The 17,955-nt window shown below is 53.3% G+C and carries 18 protein-coding genes; 11 read left to right on the top strand and 7 right to left on the bottom strand.

Annotated elements, in window-relative coordinates; genetic code table 11:
- The first annotated feature begins 12 nt into the window (after positions 1 to 12).
- Together Q397_RS0114165 and Q397_RS0114160 are read left to right on the top strand one after the other, a co-directional pair.
- Positions 13 to 1,191, top strand: coding sequence for a BaiN/RdsA family NAD(P)/FAD-dependent oxidoreductase (locus tag Q397_RS0114165; protein WP_028879973.1), 1,179 nt, complete (start codon positions 13 to 15; stop codon positions 1,189 to 1,191).
- A 32-nt stretch (positions 1,192 to 1,223) separates the two neighbouring features.
- Positions 1,224 to 1,391 (top strand): SDR family oxidoreductase, encoded by a 168-nt coding sequence (locus tag Q397_RS0114160; protein WP_169738002.1) that lies wholly within the window; start codon positions 1,224 to 1,226, stop codon positions 1,389 to 1,391.
- An 18-nt stretch (positions 1,392 to 1,409) separates the two neighbouring features.
- Here the strand turns inward: Q397_RS0114160 and ald are convergent, their stop codons facing one another.
- On the bottom strand, positions 1,410 to 2,525 hold the full coding sequence (gene ald, locus Q397_RS0114155; protein ID WP_028879971.1) for an alanine dehydrogenase: 1,116 nt from the start codon (positions 2,523 to 2,525) through the stop codon (positions 1,410 to 1,412).
- A 107-nt stretch (positions 2,526 to 2,632) separates the two neighbouring features.
- On the opposite strand from ald, the gene Q397_RS22700 reads away from it, so the two are divergent.
- A complete protein-coding gene (locus tag Q397_RS22700; RefSeq protein WP_084149071.1) occupies positions 2,633 to 4,084 on the top strand; it encodes an NADH-ubiquinone oxidoreductase-F iron-sulfur binding region domain-containing protein in 1,452 nt (483 codons plus the stop codon).
- The gene (fdhF, locus tag Q397_RS0114145) at positions 4,085 to 6,790 is read left to right on the top strand and encodes a formate dehydrogenase subunit alpha (protein ID WP_028879970.1); all 2,706 of its coding nucleotides are present in this window, start codon (positions 4,085 to 4,087) and stop codon (positions 6,788 to 6,790) included.
- On the opposite strand, the gene Q397_RS22695 is transcribed toward fdhF, so the two are convergent.
- The 3 genes from Q397_RS22695 to Q397_RS0114130 form a co-directional block, all read right to left on the bottom strand.
- Positions 6,768 to 7,850 carry a glycosyltransferase family 4 protein gene (locus Q397_RS22695; protein WP_084149070.1) on the bottom strand — a complete coding sequence of 361 codons (1,083 nt, stop codon included), beginning with the start codon at positions 7,848 to 7,850 and terminating at the stop codon, positions 6,768 to 6,770. The two genes, fdhF and Q397_RS22695, sit on opposite strands and share 23 nt — an antisense overlap.
- A gap of 83 nt (positions 7,851 to 7,933) precedes the next feature.
- Positions 7,934 to 8,428, bottom strand: a complete 495-nt coding sequence (locus Q397_RS22690; RefSeq protein WP_051610067.1) for a GNAT family N-acetyltransferase — start codon at positions 8,426 to 8,428, stop codon at positions 7,934 to 7,936.
- Positions 8,429 to 8,583: 155 nt separating this feature from the next.
- A complete protein-coding gene (locus tag Q397_RS0114130) occupies positions 8,584 to 9,471 on the bottom strand; it encodes a branched-chain amino acid aminotransferase (RefSeq protein WP_028879969.1) in 888 nt (295 codons plus the stop codon).
- A 123-nt stretch (positions 9,472 to 9,594) separates the two neighbouring features.
- Here Q397_RS0114130 and Q397_RS22685 point away from each other — a divergent pair, with 123 nt between their 5' ends.
- From Q397_RS22685 to Q397_RS0114115, 3 genes are read left to right on the top strand one after another with little or no spacing between them, the layout of a single operon-like run.
- Positions 9,595 to 10,089, top strand: coding sequence for a MarR family winged helix-turn-helix transcriptional regulator (locus Q397_RS22685; protein WP_038014062.1), 495 nt, complete (start codon positions 9,595 to 9,597; stop codon positions 10,087 to 10,089).
- A 33-nt stretch (positions 10,090 to 10,122) separates the two neighbouring features.
- Entirely contained in the window at positions 10,123 to 10,815 is a 693-nt protein-coding gene (locus Q397_RS0114120; RefSeq protein WP_028879968.1) for a response regulator, read from the top strand.
- Positions 10,815 to 12,131, top strand: coding sequence for a sensor histidine kinase (locus tag Q397_RS0114115; RefSeq protein ID WP_028879967.1), 1,317 nt, complete (start codon positions 10,815 to 10,817; stop codon positions 12,129 to 12,131). The genes Q397_RS0114120 and Q397_RS0114115 overlap by 1 nt, the downstream gene beginning before the upstream one ends.
- Here Q397_RS0114115 and Q397_RS22680 read toward each other — a convergent pair.
- From Q397_RS22680 to Q397_RS0114100, 3 genes are all read right to left on the bottom strand, one after another.
- Positions 12,128 to 12,373, bottom strand: a complete 246-nt coding sequence (locus Q397_RS22680; RefSeq protein ID WP_169738001.1) for a DUF1127 domain-containing protein — start codon at positions 12,371 to 12,373, stop codon at positions 12,128 to 12,130. The genes Q397_RS0114115 and Q397_RS22680 overlap by 4 nt on opposite strands.
- Before the next feature lie 105 nt (positions 12,374 to 12,478).
- Positions 12,479 to 13,234: a cobalt-precorrin-6A reductase gene (locus Q397_RS0114105; protein ID WP_028879966.1), complete on the bottom strand. Its 756-nt coding sequence runs from the start codon at positions 13,232 to 13,234 to the stop codon at positions 12,479 to 12,481.
- Positions 13,224 to 14,297 (bottom strand): cobalt-precorrin-5B (C(1))-methyltransferase, encoded by a 1,074-nt coding sequence (locus tag Q397_RS0114100; protein ID WP_028879965.1) that lies wholly within the window; start codon positions 14,295 to 14,297, stop codon positions 13,224 to 13,226. The genes Q397_RS0114105 and Q397_RS0114100 overlap by 11 nt, the downstream gene beginning before the upstream one ends.
- A gap of 64 nt (positions 14,298 to 14,361) precedes the next feature.
- Between Q397_RS0114100 and cobA the strand changes: the two genes are divergently transcribed.
- From cobA to Q397_RS0114080, 4 genes are read left to right on the top strand one after another with little or no spacing between them, the layout of a single operon-like run.
- On the top strand, positions 14,362 to 15,129 hold the full coding sequence (cobA, locus tag Q397_RS0114095) for a uroporphyrinogen-III C-methyltransferase (RefSeq protein WP_038014055.1): 768 nt from the start codon (positions 14,362 to 14,364) through the stop codon (positions 15,127 to 15,129).
- Positions 15,129 to 15,914, top strand: a complete 786-nt coding sequence (locus tag Q397_RS0114090; RefSeq protein ID WP_028879963.1) for a sulfite exporter TauE/SafE family protein — start codon at positions 15,129 to 15,131, stop codon at positions 15,912 to 15,914. Before cobA ends, Q397_RS0114090 begins: the two co-directional genes overlap by 1 nt.
- A 19-nt stretch (positions 15,915 to 15,933) precedes the next feature.
- The gene (locus tag Q397_RS0114085; RefSeq protein WP_028879962.1) at positions 15,934 to 16,545 is read left to right on the top strand and encodes an SCO family protein; all 612 of its coding nucleotides are present in this window, start codon (positions 15,934 to 15,936) and stop codon (positions 16,543 to 16,545) included.
- On the top strand, positions 16,542 to 17,882 hold the full coding sequence (locus tag Q397_RS0114080; protein ID WP_240475077.1) for a cobyrinic acid a,c-diamide synthase CobB: 1,341 nt from the start codon (positions 16,542 to 16,544) through the stop codon (positions 17,880 to 17,882). The genes Q397_RS0114085 and Q397_RS0114080 overlap by 4 nt, the downstream gene beginning before the upstream one ends.
- Positions 17,883 to 17,955 lie beyond the last annotated feature (73 nt).

Below are 17,955 nucleotides of genomic sequence, written 5' to 3'. Positions count from 1 at the left end.
CCATACTGTCAGATGATAAAAACGGATGTGCTGATAATCGGGGCCGGTGCCGCCGGTATGATGTGTGCGATCGAGGCTGGCAAGCGCGGGCGCAAAACACTGGTTTTAGATCACGCAAAAAAACTGGCAGAAAAAATCCGTATCTCCGGCGGGGGACGCTGTAACTTCACAAATATGGATGTGCAGCCGAAAAACTATATCTCGCAAAATCCGCATTTTTGTAAGTCCGCGCTGAAACGCTACACGAATTGGGACTTTATCAGCCTGATCAGTGAATATGGCATTACTTGTCATGAACGCGATCACGGGCAACTTTTTTGCGACGACAGCGCCCAGCAGATCATTGATATGTTGAAAACAGAATGTCAAAAAGCAGGTGTCGACATTCGCCTCAACACCAAAATTGAAGGCGTAAGCAAAACCGAAAACGGCTTTTTGATCCTGACCGACGAAACCGAAGTCGAATGTGAAAAACTGGTCATCGCCACGGGCGGTCTGTCCATCCCCAAGATCGGGGCCAGCAACTTTGGCCTGAGACAAGCTGAACTGTTTGGCCTCAACGTCATTCATCCGCGCCCAGCCCTTGTCCCCTTCACCTTCGATCAAGCCACCCGCGACAAGCTGGACGGCTTTCAAGGCATTGCGCTTGATGCCGTCATCAGTTGCAGCAAGACCACGTTCCGCGAAGCCTTGCTCTTCACCCACAAAGGCATCAGTGGACCGTCGGTGCTGCAAATTTCGTCTTACTGGAACCCAGGGGATGCGGTTGTCATCAACCTGTTACCCGATGTGGATGTGTTTGAGGCCCTCAAGCAGGCCAAACAATCGAACCCGAAACAGGAAGCCAAGACCACCCTTGCCACCCTGCTGCCCAAACGCCTCGCCCACCGCTTTGCGGAAAATGCCGACTGCAACGGCAAGCTGGCTGAACTTTCAGATAAAAAACTTAAGGAATTGGCCGACAGTATCAACAACTGGTCCCTGATCCCCAGCGGCACCGAAGGCTATCGCACCGCCGAAGTCATGTCCGGCGGCGTCGATACCAACGAGCTGTCCTCAAAAACCTTCGAAGCCAATAAAGTCCCCGGCCTCCATTTCATCGGTGAAGTCATCGACGTGACCGGACACCTCGGCGGCTATAACTTCCAATGGGCCTGGGCCTCCGGCTACTGCGCCGGACAGTTTGTTTAAGGCACATACACTCATCCGTCATGCCGCAACACGTGCGGCATGACGAGGAGGAACTACAAGACTGGAAAGACAGCGTCCCTCTAAAGCGCATGACGACATATGAGGAAGTCTCCGCCTTCGTTCAAATGCTCGCAAGTGACGCAGCGGGCTTTATGACGGGGCAGACCATTCCCTTTGATGGGGGCAAAGTCATGCGCTAGAGGGACACTCTTTCTGCATTATCCCAATAGGCTTTTAGGGTCTGTGTAGTCGTAGCCCAAGGCGTCCGCCACCGCCTTATAGGTAACTTTGCCCGCATGAACGTTTAAGCCCGCCAAGAGATGCGCATCGTCCGCGCAGGCTTGTTTCCAGCCCTTATTCGCCAACGCCAAAGCAAAAGGGAGCGTTGCGTGGTTAAGTGCAAAAGTCGATGTTCTTGCGACCGCACCCGGCATGTTGGCAACACAATAATGCACCACATCATCCACGATGTAAGTCGGGTCTGCGTGGGTTGTGGCTTTTGATGTTTCAAAGCATCCGCCTTGGTCGATCGCCACATCCACAATCACCGAGCCTTTTTTCATGGCTGAGAGTTGTTCCCGTTTAATCAGTTTGGGGGCCGCCGCCCCCGGGACCAGCACCGCACCAATGACCAGATCAGCCTCCAGCACCAGCTTTTCAGTGGCATCGACGGTGGCGAACAGGGTCTTCATCGCCGGACCAAACACGTCATCCAGATAGGCGATCCGTTCGAGGGACCGATCAAGCACCGTGACATCCGCACCCAACCCGATCGCCATGCGCGCCGCATTGGTACCCACCACACCGCCGCCAATAACGACGACTTTTGCAGGGGCGACACCCGGCACCCCGCCCAGCAACATGCCACAACCACCGTTGGCTTTTTGCAAGGCCGTTGCGCCAACCTGAATGGACATGCGCCCCGCCACTTCCGACATAGGAGCCAAGAGCGGCAAGCCGCCGCGTTTATCGGTAATGGTTTCATAGGCAATGCAGGTCGCACCAGATTTCACCAGTCCTTCTGTCTGCGCAGCATCGGGCGCAAGGTGCAGGTAAGTAAAGAGAAGCTGACCTTCGCGCAGTTGCGCATATTCACTGGCCTGCGGTTCCTTGACCTTGATAATCATCTCTGCACGACTAAAAATTTCCGCTGCGGTGCCGACGACTTGTCCCCCTGCAGCGATATAGTCGTCATCGCTGCATCCAATTCCGTCCCCCGCCATGGTTTCAACGATCACCTGATGACCATGAGCGCACATTTCCCGAACGGAGCTAGGTGTCAGGCCGACTCGATATTCGTGGTTTTTAATTTCTTTTGGAACGCCGATAAGCATGTTCCCGCCTCCTTTTTTCTGTTTGCTGGTGTCACTTTTAAAAATGATCTGTGGTATAAATGACATATAAGTAATTAATCGTTCAATGAAACAGATATCATCGCGCTATGAAAAAACAGTTCTTCCCCAAAGGCCGTCAGACCGATCAAAAGCTGGCGGATGAGATCACGGCCCTACTCGGCAGCGATGCCCACCAGCGCGACCTGTTAATTGAAAACCTGCATCGCGTGCAGGACCATTATGGGCAACTGCATAAAGACACCATCGCCGCCCTTGCCCAAGTCATGCAGCTGTCTCAAGCCCAAGTCTTTGAGGTCGCAAGCTTTTATGCGCACTTTCATATCGACAATCCGGCCCCCGTCCACAAGTCCTGTTCCGGCATCAGCTGTGCGTTGTTTGGCATTGGCGATGGGCATGGCGTGCCTTGTGTCGGGCAGTGCCATAACGCACCGGTTAATTTCTCCCTGAAAGATGCGATCGAGATACCGGATTATATCGCTTTTGAAGACTACGCCTATATGCCCCTACCCGACCCACACGTGGTGATGGAGAAACTGGAGGCCTCCGGTTTACGTGGGCTTGGCGGCGCAGGCTTTCCCGTTGCGCAAAAATGGCGCTTTATGTTGAACGCCGCGGACAATCGCGTGCTGGTCGTCAACGCTGATGAGGGTGAGCCCGGCACCTTTAAAGATCGCCACTGTCTGGAAACCAACCCGCACAAAGTCTTGGAAGGGATGTTGATCGCCGCCCATACCATCAAAGCCAAGGATATCTATATCTACCTGCGTGATGAATATGCCCACGTGCGCCATATCCTTGAAACTGAAATCCCGAAACTGAACAGTCCGATCCCCATTCACCTGCGCCGCGGGGCGGGTGCCTATATCTGCGGGGAAGAAACCGCCCTGCTGGAAAGTCTGGAAGGCAAGCGCGGCCTGCCCCGCATCAAGCCGCCTTACCCCGCCCAAGAAGGCCTGTTTGGTCGCCCGACCCTGATCAACAACGTTGAGACCCTCTGGCGGGTGCAAGAAATTTTGGCAGACGGACCAGCCGCAGCAAGCAAACGGTTTTATTCTGTTTCCGGTCGCATCAAAAATCCCGGTGTCTTTGAAGCCCCCACAGATATTACCGCCGCCGCGTTAATCAAGATGGCAGGCGGGATGCTGGACGAGCATCAGTTTAAAGCCTACCTGCCGGGCGGGGCATCGGGCGGGATTTTACCCGCTCATAGAGCCGATCTTCCCTTAAGCTTTGGTGTGTTGGAAGAATATGGCTGCTTTATTGGGTCAGCGGCCGTGATTGTGCTGTCCGATCAGGATAATATGAAAGATGTAGTCGCCAACCTGATGGACTTTTTTGACCATGAAAGTTGCGGACAATGCACCCCCTGTCGTGTCGGCTGTCATAAACTGACCCACCTGCTGCAAGAAGATCATCCCGATACAGACCTGATGAGCGAGCTGTCTTACGTGATGCGCGACAGTTCCATTTGCGGGCTGGGTCAAGCCGCGCCCAATCCCTTGTTAAGTGCCCTAACCCATTTTGCGGAGGATTTTTAAATGATTAGCTTCCGCCTCAATGACAAGATCGTGCAGGCCGATGAACATGACACCCTGTTTGACATCGCCAAACGCGAAGGCATGACCCTGCCGCATCTCTGTTCCGGGTATCATCAATACAACAAAGCCGACGGCAACTGCCGCCTGTGCGTGGTGGAGGTGGAAGGGGAGCGCATGCTTGCGGCCTCCTGCATGCGCAAAGCCAGCGCAGATATGGTGGTTCACACCCATTCCGATCGCGTGCTGAAATCGCGCAAAATGGTGATGGAACTGCTGATCACCGATCAACCGGACCGCGCTACCTGCCCCGATCCCAAATCACATTTTTGGAAGATGGCAGACGAGGTCGGCATTGCTGAAAGCCGCTTCCCCGCCACCCATGCAGTTGAGCAAGATTACAGCCACCCTGCCCTTGCAGTGAATTTAAGCGCCTGCATCCATTGCACCAACTGTGTGCGCGCCTGCCAGGATATCCAAAGCAACGATGTGCTGGGCATGGCCTATCGCGGGGCCGACAGTCTGGTGTCTTTCGATCAGAATGATCTGGTCGATGCCAGTACCTGTGTCGCCTGTGGGGAATGTGTGCAAGCCTGCCCGACAGGGGCGTTGCTGCCCCGCAATCCGCAAACAGGCGACGCGGTGCCCAGTGAAGCCGCCGATAAAACCATCGACTCGCTCTGTCCCTTCTGTGGGGTTGGGTGCCAAGTAACCTATCATGTCAAAGACGATCACTTGATCAAGGTGGAAGGTCGCGACGGTCCGGCGAATGAAGAAAAGCTTTGTGTTAAAGGGCGTTTCGGGTTTGATTATATCCACCACACCCATCGCCTGACCAAGCCCTTGATCCGCAAGCCCGATGCGCCAAAAGAACAAATGGACCCGACCACCCCACTGACCCATTTTTATGAGGCCAGCTGGGAAGAAGCGTTGGAGAAAGCCGCGGGCGGATTTAAAGCCTTTGCGCCCGATCAGCTTGCAGGCTTTGGGTCCGCCAAAGGGTCTAACGAGGAAGCCTATCTGTTTCAAAAGCTGGTCCGCACCGGATTTGGCACCAACAATGTGGATCATTGCACGCGGCTCTGTCATGCCTCCAGCGTTGCCGCCTTGATGGAAGGGATCGGGTCTGCTGCTGTCTCCGCACCCTTTATGGATGCCTTAAAATCTGATGTGATCATCGTCATCGGGGCACGGCCCGCCCAAAACCATCCGGTTGCCGCCACCTATATCAAAAAGGCCGTGAAGCAAGGCAGCAAGCTGATTGTCATGGATCCGCGCCGCCAAGCCCTGACCCGCTTTGCCGATCATATGGTGCAGTTTAAATCCGGCAGTGACGTTGCTTTGCTCAACGCCATGATCTACACGATTATTGAAGAAGGGCTGACCAACGCAGATTATATTGCCAAAAACACCCAAGACTTTGACAAGCTAGCCGACAATATCAAATCCTTCGCCCCTGAAGTCATGGCCCCGATCTACGGCATCCCTGCGCCAGAAATCCGCGAGATCGCACGGCTTTATGCCTCGGCGAAGCGTGCCATCATCTTTTGGGGTATGGGGGTTTCCCAGCATGTGCACGGCACCGACAATTCGCGCTGCCTGATCACCCTTGCCCTCATCACCGGACAGATCGGGCGCGAAGGCACGGGCCTGCATCCGTTGCGCGGACAAAATAACGTGCAAGGCGCGTCCGATGCCGGATTGATCCCCATGGTTTATCCCGACTATCAAAGCGTGGAAGACAATGTGGCGCGTTTTGAGGCTGAATGGGGGCAAAAGCTTGATCCCGTGCGCGGCCTGACGGTTGTCGAGATCATGCACGCCATCCAAGCCGGACAGATCAAAGCCATGTATATCATGGGGGAAAACCCCGCCATGTCCGATCCCGATGCGGGCAATGCACGCAAGGCCCTTGCCACACTCGATCATCTTGTGGTGCAGGATATCTTTTTGACCGAAACGGCGATGTACGCCGATGTGATCCTGCCTGCCAGTGCCTTCCCCGAAAAGGATGGCACCTTTACCAACACCAACCGCCAAGTCCAGATGGGCCGCCAAGCCACCCAACCCCCGGGGGAGGCCAAGCAAGACTTGTGGATCATCACCCAGATGGCGCAGCGCCTTGGTCTGGACTGGACCTACAGCCACCCGCGCGAAGTCTTTGGGGAAATGTCGGCCCTCATGCCCTCCTTAAAAGGCATCACATGGCAACGGCTGGAGGCGGAAAACAGCGCAACCTACCCGGAAGATCAAGCCATCTTGTTCCATAGCGGCTTCCCGACGGACAGCCAAAAAGGGCGCATTGTACCGACCGACCTGATCGCACCGGATGAAACACCGGATCAGGACTATCCCTTTGTACTGACCACCGGACGGATGCTGGAACATTGGCACACGGGGGCCATGACGCGGCGATCCAACGTGCTGGATCAAATCGAGTCTATCCCCGTTGCTAGCCTAAACCCGAAGGAAATGAAGATCATGGATGTGGCGGCAGGTGAGTTGATCACGGTCAGCACGCGGCGCGGCACCGTCGATATCTTTGCCCGACCGGACCGCGATGTCCCGCCCGGCATGGTGTTTATCCCATTTTGTTTCAAGGAAGCGGCGGCGAACCTGCTGACCAACCCGAAACTGGATCCTTACGGCAAAATCCCGGAATTTAAGACTTGCGCGGCAAAGGTCGTCAAGACGCCCGTTTCTTCATGAAGCGGGCGGCGCGCTTACGTACTTTCCAGCGCTTATTTTTAAGGGCGGGGTCAATGGGGACGATATTTTGCAAAAATTCATCCACCACCCGATCCCATGAAAAGCTAAGCGCCTGACTACGGCACGCCAGCACGGATTTGCCGTACGCCTGCTTCACCGCCTCCCCCAAATCGGGATGCAAAGCGCCAAAGGCTGTCTCACACGCCCCTGTTTGCCCAAACACATCCAACGGCCCTGAGACCGGATAGGCCGCAACCGGCACCCCGCAGGCCAGACTTTCCGCCATCACCAGACCAAAGGTATCGGTCAGGCTGGGGAAAACAAACACGTCAGCGGCGGAATAACACAACGCCAATTCCCGATCACTGTAGGACAAATGAAACAGCACATCGGGATATTTCGCCATCAATTCTTCGCGCATCGGCCCCGGCCCGACAACGACTTTAGAGCCGGGCAGGTCAAGGTCCAGAAAGGCCGGAATATTCTTTTCCACCGCAACCCGCCCGATATACATGTGGATGGGGCGCGGCAGGTCAAAAAAGTCCTTTTCCTGCGGGCTAAAAGCGTCGGTATCGACCCCATGGGACCATTCAAACACATTGTCGAAATTATATTTTTCCAGCTCCTTCGCCACCGTTGCGGAAGGGGAAAAGACACAGTTGGACGGCTCATGGAAGGTGCGCATCACCCCATACAGTCGATCCAGCGAAATAGGGAGACGTTCATGGACATATTGCGGGAACTTGGTGTGATAGGCCGTGGTGAAGGGCAGATGTTTTTTTAAGCAAATTTTGCGCATCGCCCAACCGATCGGGCCTTCTGTTGCGATATGGATCACATCGGGGCGCAGGCGCTTTAACATGGATCGCATTTTTCGCTGCGGGAACAGGGCCAGCGGAATTTCTGCATAGCCGGGGCATGGCAGTGTCATAAAGTCCCCCGGTGAAATGACGGTGACTTCAAACCCTTTATCCATCAGACGGGTGCGCAACGTGTCCAGCACCCGCACCACCCCATTGATTTGTGGATGCCACGCATCAGTGGCGATTAGAATATGCACAGGCTGGCTCCCTCCCTTGCGTGTGAGAGCTGAGCAAACCATAAAATCCGTGACAGTTTAAAGACGCTGACGTGACGGTTTACTTACCGTGTAATCACCCCGTCATGACCTTCCAGATAACCGGGGATCAATTCCAGACCCAACAGGCGGTTTTGGTCATAGCGACCGGGCATACGCATCATCCATGTGGGTTTGGAACTGAAGCCGACACGTTCATAGTAAGGCGCATCCCCGACCAGCACGATCGCGCCATGGCCTTTTTCTTTGGCGAGCTCAATCACCCGCTTGAGCATGGCCTGCCCCAATCCTTTGCCGTGTAAGTAAGGCTCAACCGCCAACGGGCCGAGCAATAAAGCTTCCCCCGCGTTGCCTGCCAAAATGGACCATAATCGGACGGTCGCAACCAATTTGCCGTCAATAAAAGCGACCAAAGACAGGTCTTTTTCAGGTTGACGGCCAATACGCAATTGATGGGAAGATTTGGTCGTCCAATCTTCACCTAACGCACGAGCAACAATGGCAAAAATTGCCTCGTCCTCAACCAGCTTTTCAGCCTCTGTATATATCGTCCAGTTCATAAACTTACTTATCAACAAGACATTGCGCCCGCAATCGAATTTATTCGCTCCCCCGAAAAGAGTTTCACTTTTTAACAAAAATGACACACCCACAAAAAAAGCCCGCCCCTTACTTTCAGGGACGGGCCGTTCAGTCATTGCTGTAACACTATGGATTAATTCAATGCCTGCCCGCGAACCGTACGGTCGTAATCTTCCACCAACTGGCGGGAGATATCGCCCGGCGTGAAGCTATATTGACCAATTTCCGCAACCGGCGTGACTTCCGCAGCCGTCCCTGTCAGGAAACATTCCACAAAATCGCCAAGCTCGTCCGGCATAATGACGCGTTCAACCACTTTATAGCCGCGATCTTTTGCAAGGCCGATCACTGTCCGGCGGGTAATACCGTCCAAAAAGCAATCCGGCACAGGCGTATGGATCTCACCGTCCTTGGTGACAAAAAAGACGTTTGCACCCGTGGCTTCCGCCACTTGACCGCGCCAATCCAACATCAACGCATCATGATAGCCGTTAGATTCTGCCGCATGTTTGGACAGGGTACAGATCATATACAGGCCCGCCGCTTTCGACTTGCTTGGCGCCGTTTTCGGATCAGGGCGGCGATAAATCGCATTGTCCAGACGGATGCCTTTCATGCGGGCTTCCGGGTCAAAATAAGATGGCCATTCCCACGCCGCGATAGCCAGATGGATCGTGTTGTTTTGCGCCGACACGCCCATCATTTCTGAGCCACGCCACGCCACAGGACGGATATAGCCATCCACAATATTATTTTCGCGCACGACCTGTTCAGTCGCCGCATTGATTTCAGCCAATGTGAACGGGATTTTGAAACCGAGCAATTCGGCAGACTCAATCAAACGCTGGCTATGTTCTTTCAATTTAAAAATATTCCCGCCATACACACGAATACCTTCAAAGACAGAAGAGCCATAATGAAGAGCATGGGAAAGGACATGAACCTTGGACTCACGCCATTGGATCATTTCACCGTCGTGCCAGATCGTACCGTCACGGTCGTCGAACGAAAGATTGGACATATTTTCTCTCTACGCTTGATAATAAAGTTTCTTTTATGAACCTGAATACATAAAGGATGTTGCCAACATTACGTTCTTCGGGCATATATGTCAATATTACTGACATAAAATTCAGCAAAGATCATGCCCGATACCAAAAGACGTGCCAATCCGCTATTCCTACGAGAAGAAGACCTTCGACAAGCCATCGAGTTGCTGTTCTTCGCCTATCGTGATTTCACCGACGATGCCGATGAAATCCTCGACTCGTACAATTTTGGCCGCGCCCACCATCGCGTCATCTACTTTGTCGGACGTGAACCGGGCATGAGCGTCAAAGACCTGCTCAACATCCTATCCATCACCAAGCAAAGCCTGTCGCGCGTGCTGGGACAATTGGTAGAAGAAGGCTTTGTCGAACAGCGCACCGGCCCAAACGATCGCCGCCAGCGTCTGCTTTACCTGACACAAAAAGGCCAAGACCTTGAACATGAGCTGTCAAAAAAGCAAAGCCAGCGCATTGCAGAGGCCTATCGCCTTGCCGGGGCCGATGCGGTCGAGGGCTTTCGTAAGGTCTTGATGGGAATAACCGATGAAAAAGAACGGTTTGCCGCAATCAATGAAGCATCTCAGGAATAGTCAACCGCGTTTTTGGGTGGCATACTGTTAATCATGAGCACCGATGACACACACATTCTGGTCGTTGACGATGATGAGCGTCTGCGCCGGCTATTAAAAAAATTCCTCAGCGAGCGCGGCTTTAGTGTCAGCGTCGCCGAAGATGCCCGTGATGCCCGCAATAAACTGGGCATGATTGAGTTTGACCTGATCGTCCTGGATCTGATGATGCCCGGCGAAAGCGGTCTGGATTTTGCCAAGGATTTTAAACAATCCAACGCAACCCCCATCCTGATGCTCACCGCGATGGCCGAAGGGGAAGACCGCATCACCGGACTGGAATGTGGGGCTGAAGATTATTTGACCAAACCGTTTGAACCACGCGAACTGGTCCTGCGCATCAACAATATTTTAAAACGTGTGGTGCGCGAAACCTCCGTGCAGGAAATCGAACAAGTGCGTCTGGGGGATCTTGTGTTTGATATCAAGCGCCACATTCTCAGCCGCAACGGCGAACAAATTCACCTCACCGCTTCTGAAGCGAGCCTGTTAGTCACTTTATCAGAAAACGCCGGTGAAATTCTCAGCCGCGAAGAAATGGCGGAACTCTCCGGTATTGACGGCAATGACCGGACCATCGACGTACAGGTCACACGCTTGCGCCGTAAAATCGAAAACGACCCTAAACTCCCCCGTTTTCTCCAGACCGTGCGGGGACAAGGCTATGTCCTAAGGCCCGGTCACTAATGGGGCACTATATCAAAAAGTTCCTGCCGCGCAGCTTGCTGGGACGATCCCTGATGATCCTTGTGGTGCCGTTGGTGCTGCTGCAAGTGATCTCCGCCTTTGTCTTTTATGAAGCCCACTGGGATAAAGTCAGTCAATATCTTGCCCGCGGGCTTGCAGGTGATGTGGGTGCCATGGTCGATCTGGTCCGCGACAACCCAAGCCAAGCCGGGGTCGCGCGCAGTATCGAGATTGCCCGTAACCGCTTCAACATGACTTTGGAGCTGAAGAAAGGCGAGATTCTCTCCAATACAAAAGAGATCGTGCAAGGGGATTTACCCGACAGCTTCTTCCTGTCCGCGTTGGATGAACGGGTCGGCCTGCCCTATCATATCGTTGTTTCTGATGACGAAAAAACAATCACTGTCGAAGTCCAATTGGGCGAAGGGGTCTTACGCGCCACCGCCCTTCGTAAACGTTTATTCAGTTCAACCACTTATGTGTTTGTGCTGTGGATGGTCGGCAGTTCCCTGCTGTTGTTCGGGGTTGCGATTATCTTCATGCGAAATCAGGTGCGCCCGATCCGCCGCCTTGCCATTGCCGCTGATGCCTTTGGCAAGCGTCAGGACGTTGAACGGTTTAAACCCGAAGGGGCATTGGAAGTCCGTCAAGCCGCCACCGCCTTTCTAAAAATGAAAGGCCGGATTGAGCGCCAGATTGAACAACGCACCCGTATGCTTGCCGGTGTCTCCCACGACTTGCGCACGCCACTGACCCGCATGAAACTGCAACTCGCCATGATGGGAGAGAACGAAGACACAAAAGACCTGAATGACGATGTTTCAGAGATGGAACATATGTTGGAAGGGTATCTGGCCTTTGCCCGCGGCGAAGGTGGAGAACTCCCCGCAGATACCAACCTGTCAGAACTGATCGGCAATGTGGTCAATGCCATCAAACGCAAAGGCGTCGATATCGACTATCACTATGAAGGGCAGGTTTATCTACAAATCAGGCCCAACGCCTTTAGACGCGCCGTCACCAACCTGATTGAAAATGCAGGTCGCTACGGAAAGCATGTCTCGGTTCGTGTGGGAAAACGCAATGAAATGATTGAAGTCACCGTGGATGATGACGGTCCCGGCATTGCACCGGATAAACGAGAAGACGTCTTTAAGCCGTTTTTCCGGCTCGATCAGTCACGCAACGTCCAGACCGGTGGAGTGGGTCTGGGGTTATCAATTGTTCAGGATGTCGTGCGCGCCCATGGCGGAGATATCCAGTTATCGGACTCTCCACAAAATGGATTGCGCGCGCGACTTCGTTTCCCGATTTAGGCGCGACGTTGGTCGTGGCCGCCTTCAAACTTACCATCAGCAATGATCGCGATGTCATGACGACACAGGCCAAGTTCTGCCAGTTCACGGTCGCTCATGATGCCCATTTCGCGTGAAATACGGCGGCTTTCTGCCCATTTTGCGAATTTGGCAATAATGTAATCTTCAAATTTTGTCAGCAGACCACCTGTCAGTTCAACATGATGGCTACCGTATGATGTGATCGGGTAACGTAAAAGCATTCTAATCTCACTCAGCAAATGGTTATATTTGCCTGAGTATTTAGTGTTTTTTTGCACCGCAGCAATAATATTTTGCGCATTGCAGCATTGTAAAAGCTGCATAGCTTATGCGCCGCGATTTACCAACCAAGCCAACGCATCTTCAAAATTATATGTTTCTTCAAGGGGTTCTGCGGGGGGGCGATTGATCATAATCACGCTGATCCCTTCTTCACGCGCGGCAATCAGCTTTGACGTGGTTTGCTCACCGCCACTATTTTTCGTCACCAGCACCCTGATTTTGTAATCCTGAATAAGCTTACGTTCCTGCTCTACACCGAAAGGTGGTCTGCCGATCACGGTTTGATAGTTCGCCAGCGGCAACGGGTCGCTAGATTCGTTCACAAGGCGTACAAGCAACGGCACATCTGGTAAATCGGCAAACTTATGCAGCTCTTTTATGCCAATGGTCAAAAAGGCAGCTGCCTTCAAATCTTCCAGAATTTCTGCCGCGCGGTCCATATTATCGACTTCCAGCCACCGATCTTTCGGCTGAGCTACCCATGGCGGGCGCTTAAAGACAAGGACAGGTAGCCCCAACGTTTGGGCCGCAACATAGACATGTTGTGAGATTTTATCAGCAAAAGGATGGGTGGCATCAATCAAATAAGACACCCCTTCCTTTTCCAGATAGGTGATCAGGCCATGTGCGCCGCCAAACCCGCCGACGCGCACGTTGCAAGGCAACTCCGGCTGATGTCCTGTCACCCCACTATAAGACACGGTCACCTCAAGACGATCCCCAAATTGGGCAACCACCCGCTTCTCAAGGCTTGCGGCCTCCCCGGTTCCACCGAGGATGAGTAATTTTTTAGCTGGCATGACCGACAATATCTCCTTTGCGGTTAATCAAAACCACTTCCACCTCACAATGACCGGACACGACAGCACGCGCAACTTCTTTTGTGCGCCGCGCAACCAAATCCCCCAGCGCGATATCATTGGCTTGCGCCAGTTCAATCACCTCAAGGGCGGTATTAGCCTGTAACACCCGTTCACACAAGGCCGCATCCCCGCCCACTTCGCCCATCCATTTTGCCATTTGCTCCAGATCAATGCGGGACCGGGAGGAATGCAAATCCATCTCCCCTTGCGCAAGTTTGCAAAACTTTGCAAAACCGCCGCACAAGGTCAGTTTCTCAATCGGGTGTTTACGCAGATATTTCAACACCCCTCCTGCAAAATCACCCATATCAATCAAGGCGCTGTCCTCCAGCGGATATAGCGCGCGCACGGTCTTTTCTGACGTGGATCCGGTGCAGGCGGCAACATGGGGCAGGCCCATTGCCTTTGCCACATCAATCCCTCGGTGGATGGAATGGATCCACGCCGAACAGGAATAGGGCACCACAATCCCCGTCGTCCCCAGAATTGACAATCCCCCGAGAATGCCCAGACGCGGGTTCATAGTCTTTTGCGCCAAAGCTTCCCCATTGGTGACAGACACGCAGACTTCAACATCCGGCGCGGCCTGTACCTTATTTAGATTATCCGTAATCATCTGGCGCGGGACGGGGTTTATGGCAGGTTCCCCCACCGCCAGCGGCAGGCCCGGTTTTGTCACCAGCCCGACCCCCGCACCATTTTTAAAGCGAAGTCCACTGCCGGCAGGTAACAGCGTCACGGTGACGCGAATTTCTGCACCATGGGTAATGTCAGGGTCATCGCCCGCATCCTTAATCACACTCGCCCACGCACTTGCGCCCTCATACCCCTGACGGTTCAGGGCAAAGGCAGGCGTATGGCCTTTGGGGAGATGGATTGTCACAGGATCGACAAAATCACCGTTTATCAAGGCATGATAGGCGGAGGTTGCCGCCGCTGTTGCGCAGGCACCTGTGGTCCATCCTTTTCTCAGGACTTTATTTTCGTTTGATTCTGACATAGATCACAACATAGCGGGTTTAGTTCGTTTGTCATATATGGGTTTTTGGAGTATCACCACAATTATGAATATTTCATTTCCAGAATTTCAGGCAGGTAGCGTCTGGCTGGCAGGAGCTGGACCGGGAGATGCCAAACTCCTGACCCTTTATGCCTATCACGCTTTGCAGCAAGCCAATATCATCATTCATGACGCGCTTGTCAGCCAAGACATCCTTGCCTTGGCTCCCTCCCAATGCCGTCTGGAATCCATGGGTAAACGCGGCGGTATCAAATCTCCGGTGCAGGGGGAAATCACCGCCCGACTCGCAGCACTTGCCAAACAGGGCCACAAGGTTCTGCGCCTCAAAGGGGGCGACCCTTTTGTCTTTGGGCGCGGGGCGGAAGAGGCAATCCCCCTGATAAAACAAAATATCCCCGTTCGCATCATCCCCGGCATCAGCGCTGGCATCGCCGGATCGGCCTATGCGGGCGTGCCCGTCAGTGACGGCAAGCTTAATCAGGTCATCAGCTTCGTCACCGGTCATGATAAATCCGGTCAAGTGCCTGCTGTAAACTGGCAAGCGCTTGCCCAAAGCTCCCCTGTTATCGTCTTTTACATGCCCATGAAGCATCTGGATAAAATCCAGCAAGAACTGTTAAGCGCCGGACGCCATGAAGATGAGCCTGTCTGTATTGTCTCCAACGCGACAACCGATCAGCAAAAAAAATTGATCGGCACACTTGGGGACATTTGTAAAAAATTAGAAAAATCTGATATAAAATCCCCCGCGATTTTGATCGTTGGTCCGACTGTCGACCTGTCGTCCCTCTTGCAAGGCTGTTTTACCTGATGGAACAAGAACTTCTGCTCATGACCATGCTGCAAGCCGGCCTGACCCACTGCACCGTTGTTGTGGAAGAAAATGGTAGCTTGCTGGTCACCCTGTTTATTGCGGGACTGGTCGGCAGCGCCACCCATTGCATGAGCATGTGCGCCCCGTTTGTGCTGTCTCAAGTGACCGCGCGCCTTGAAACCATCAGTCTTGATAAAATGTCAGAATTTCGCCGCCTGACGGGTGCGGCTCTGGTCCCCTATCATCTGGGGCGAATGACCACTTATATCTTTTTGGGCTTTGCGGTTGGTATGCTTGCCCAAGGTGCAATCGAGTTTAGCGGCATGAAATGGATTTCTGCTGGCCTTTTGCTCTTTGCGGCAATTTTCTTTTTAGGCTATGCGCTGAAACGTCTGGGCGTCAGTTTTCCCAACATGCCCTTTTTCGGTCAGGACAAAGCTCAGGAGGGGGTTCTGTCGCGCACGCTCGGTAAAGTGCTGAAACCGTTTTTTGCCCGCCCAACCGGACTGAACGGATATTTTCTGGGCGTCGGCTTAGGCTTTCTGCCTTGCGGACTTTTATATGGTGCCCTTGCCGCAGCAGGGGCCAGCGCGGATTTTGTCGCTGGCGGCTTTGCCATGGCAGCCTTCGCACTTGGGACCATCCCCGCTTTGATGGCTGTTGGCTTTGCCGGACATCTAGCCGGGCAGAAATGGCGCACCGTCGTCACCGACCTTGCGCCTATATTATTGATTTTAAATGCAGGTGTTTTAGGATACCTTGCTTGGACGCTGTTAAAATAGATCACAGGGATGAAAGCAGATGAACTCACGGACACGTATTTTGCTCTATTTCGCCGTAGCCGCCATTTTTCTCATTGTCGGCATTACGGTCCGTCTGCCCCAATTATTGGAAGACCCCGTGTCCCAAACCAGCGGCGAAGTCGCGATTGGGGGGGATTTTGAACTGGTCGACCATAAAGGCAACACCGTCACACAGGAAGACCTGCTGGGCACCTATAGCCTGATATATTTTGGCTACACCTTCTGCCCCGATGTCTGTCCGACCGGCCTGCAAACCGCCGCAACGGCCCTTGACCTGATCCCCATGCGCAAATCCAACAAGGTTGTATCCATTTTCATTACCGTTGATCCGGAACGCGACACCCCTGAAGTCATGGGTGAATACATCAAGCACTTCCACAAGAGCCTGATCGGCCTGACCGGCACGCCGGAACAGATCAAGAAAGTCACCAAGGCTTATAAAATTTATTACAAAAAGGTTGTTGAAGAAGGCAAAGACCCGGACGAATACCTGATGGATCACAGTGCCTTCCAATATCTGATGGGGCCGGATGGCAAATATGTGACCCACTTCCGCCACGGCATTAGCCCGGAAGAAATGGCAGAAAAATTGAAAGAAAAAATACGGTGAATACTCCAGGTCTCATCATTGCCGCGCCAGCGTCAAACAACGGTAAAACATTTGTCACCCTTGGCTGTCTGCATGCGCTGAAACGTCGCGGCGTGCGCGTGGCCTCCGCCAAAGTGGGGCCGGACTATATCGATCCGGCTTTTCATGCCGCTGCGACCGAACGGCTGTGCCCGAACCTTGATGGCTGGGCCATGCGCGATCTGACCCTCGGCACGGTCCTTCACGGATTGGCAGACGAGACAGACCTGATTATTTGCGAAGGCGTCATGGGCCTGTTTGATGGCGCAACCCTCCCCGCTGACAGTACCTCTAAACAAGATGGCTCCCCTGCCGATATCGCGCGGCGCACCGGTTGGCCCATTGTGCTGGTGATTGATGCCAATGCACAGGCGGCCTCGGCTGCCGCCCTCATCCACGGTTTTTCCACCTTTGATGATGATGTCCATGTTAAAGGGGTGATCTTTAACAAAGTCGGCGGTCCCGGTCATATCCAATTGTTAAAAACCGCCTGTGAGAAACATCTGCCTCACATCGACATTCTCGGCTTTATTCCACGTCAGAATGACCTTGCGTTGCCAGAACGTCACTTGGGTCTGGTCCTTGCCGAAGAACATCCCGAACTGGATCAGTTTCTCACCCAATCAGCCGATTTTCTGGAAGATCATATTGATCTGGATAAGTTACAAAAACTCGCGGTGCCTTCTCGTCTGGACGCCACCTTTTCACAAGCGGCCTTTTTCCCACCGCTGGGGCAACGCATTGCCATCGCACGCGATGAAGCCTTTGCCTTTGTCTATCCGGCCCTGATCGAACATTGGCGCGATTGTGGGGCCGAGATCAGTTTCTTTTCACCATTAGCAGACGAAACCCCAGACCAGCTTTGTGATGCCATCTATCTGCCCGGCGGTTATCCGGAACTCCATGGCGCCCATCTTGCCAGCTGTAAAAACTTTTTAGGTGCTCTCAAGGCCTATCACGACATTGGGGTCACCATCTTTGGTGAATGTGGGGGCTATATGACCCTAGGGAAGACCTTGGAAGACAAAGACGGCAACATCCACCAAATGGCGGGCCTTCTCAACCTTGAAACCTCCTTTGCCAAACGTAAATTGCACCTTGGCTACCGCGAGATTGAGGTTCTCCACGACCTGCCCTTCGCCCCGAAAGGCAGTCGTCTTCGCGGCCATGAATTCCACTATGCCACCATCCTCTCCCAAGATGGGACGAGTCCTTTTAGGGCCAATAATGCCTCAGGAATCGAGCTTGGTGAAATGGGCCTGATTGAGGGCCGAACCATTGCCTCTTTCTGCCATCTTATCGACCTTCACTCTACTTAACCGTTAATTTATATCCATTTGGTTGAAAATCTCTTTTACGTTGACAGAAATCTAAGTACACTTACCTGCATAA

Origin of the sequence: Terasakiella pusilla DSM 6293 (genome assembly GCF_000688235.1) — a bacterium.
In the GTDB taxonomy this organism is placed as follows: Bacteria; Pseudomonadota; Alphaproteobacteria; order Rhodospirillales; family Terasakiellaceae; genus Terasakiella; species Terasakiella pusilla.
This window is presented reverse-complemented; position numbering and strand designations above follow the sequence as displayed.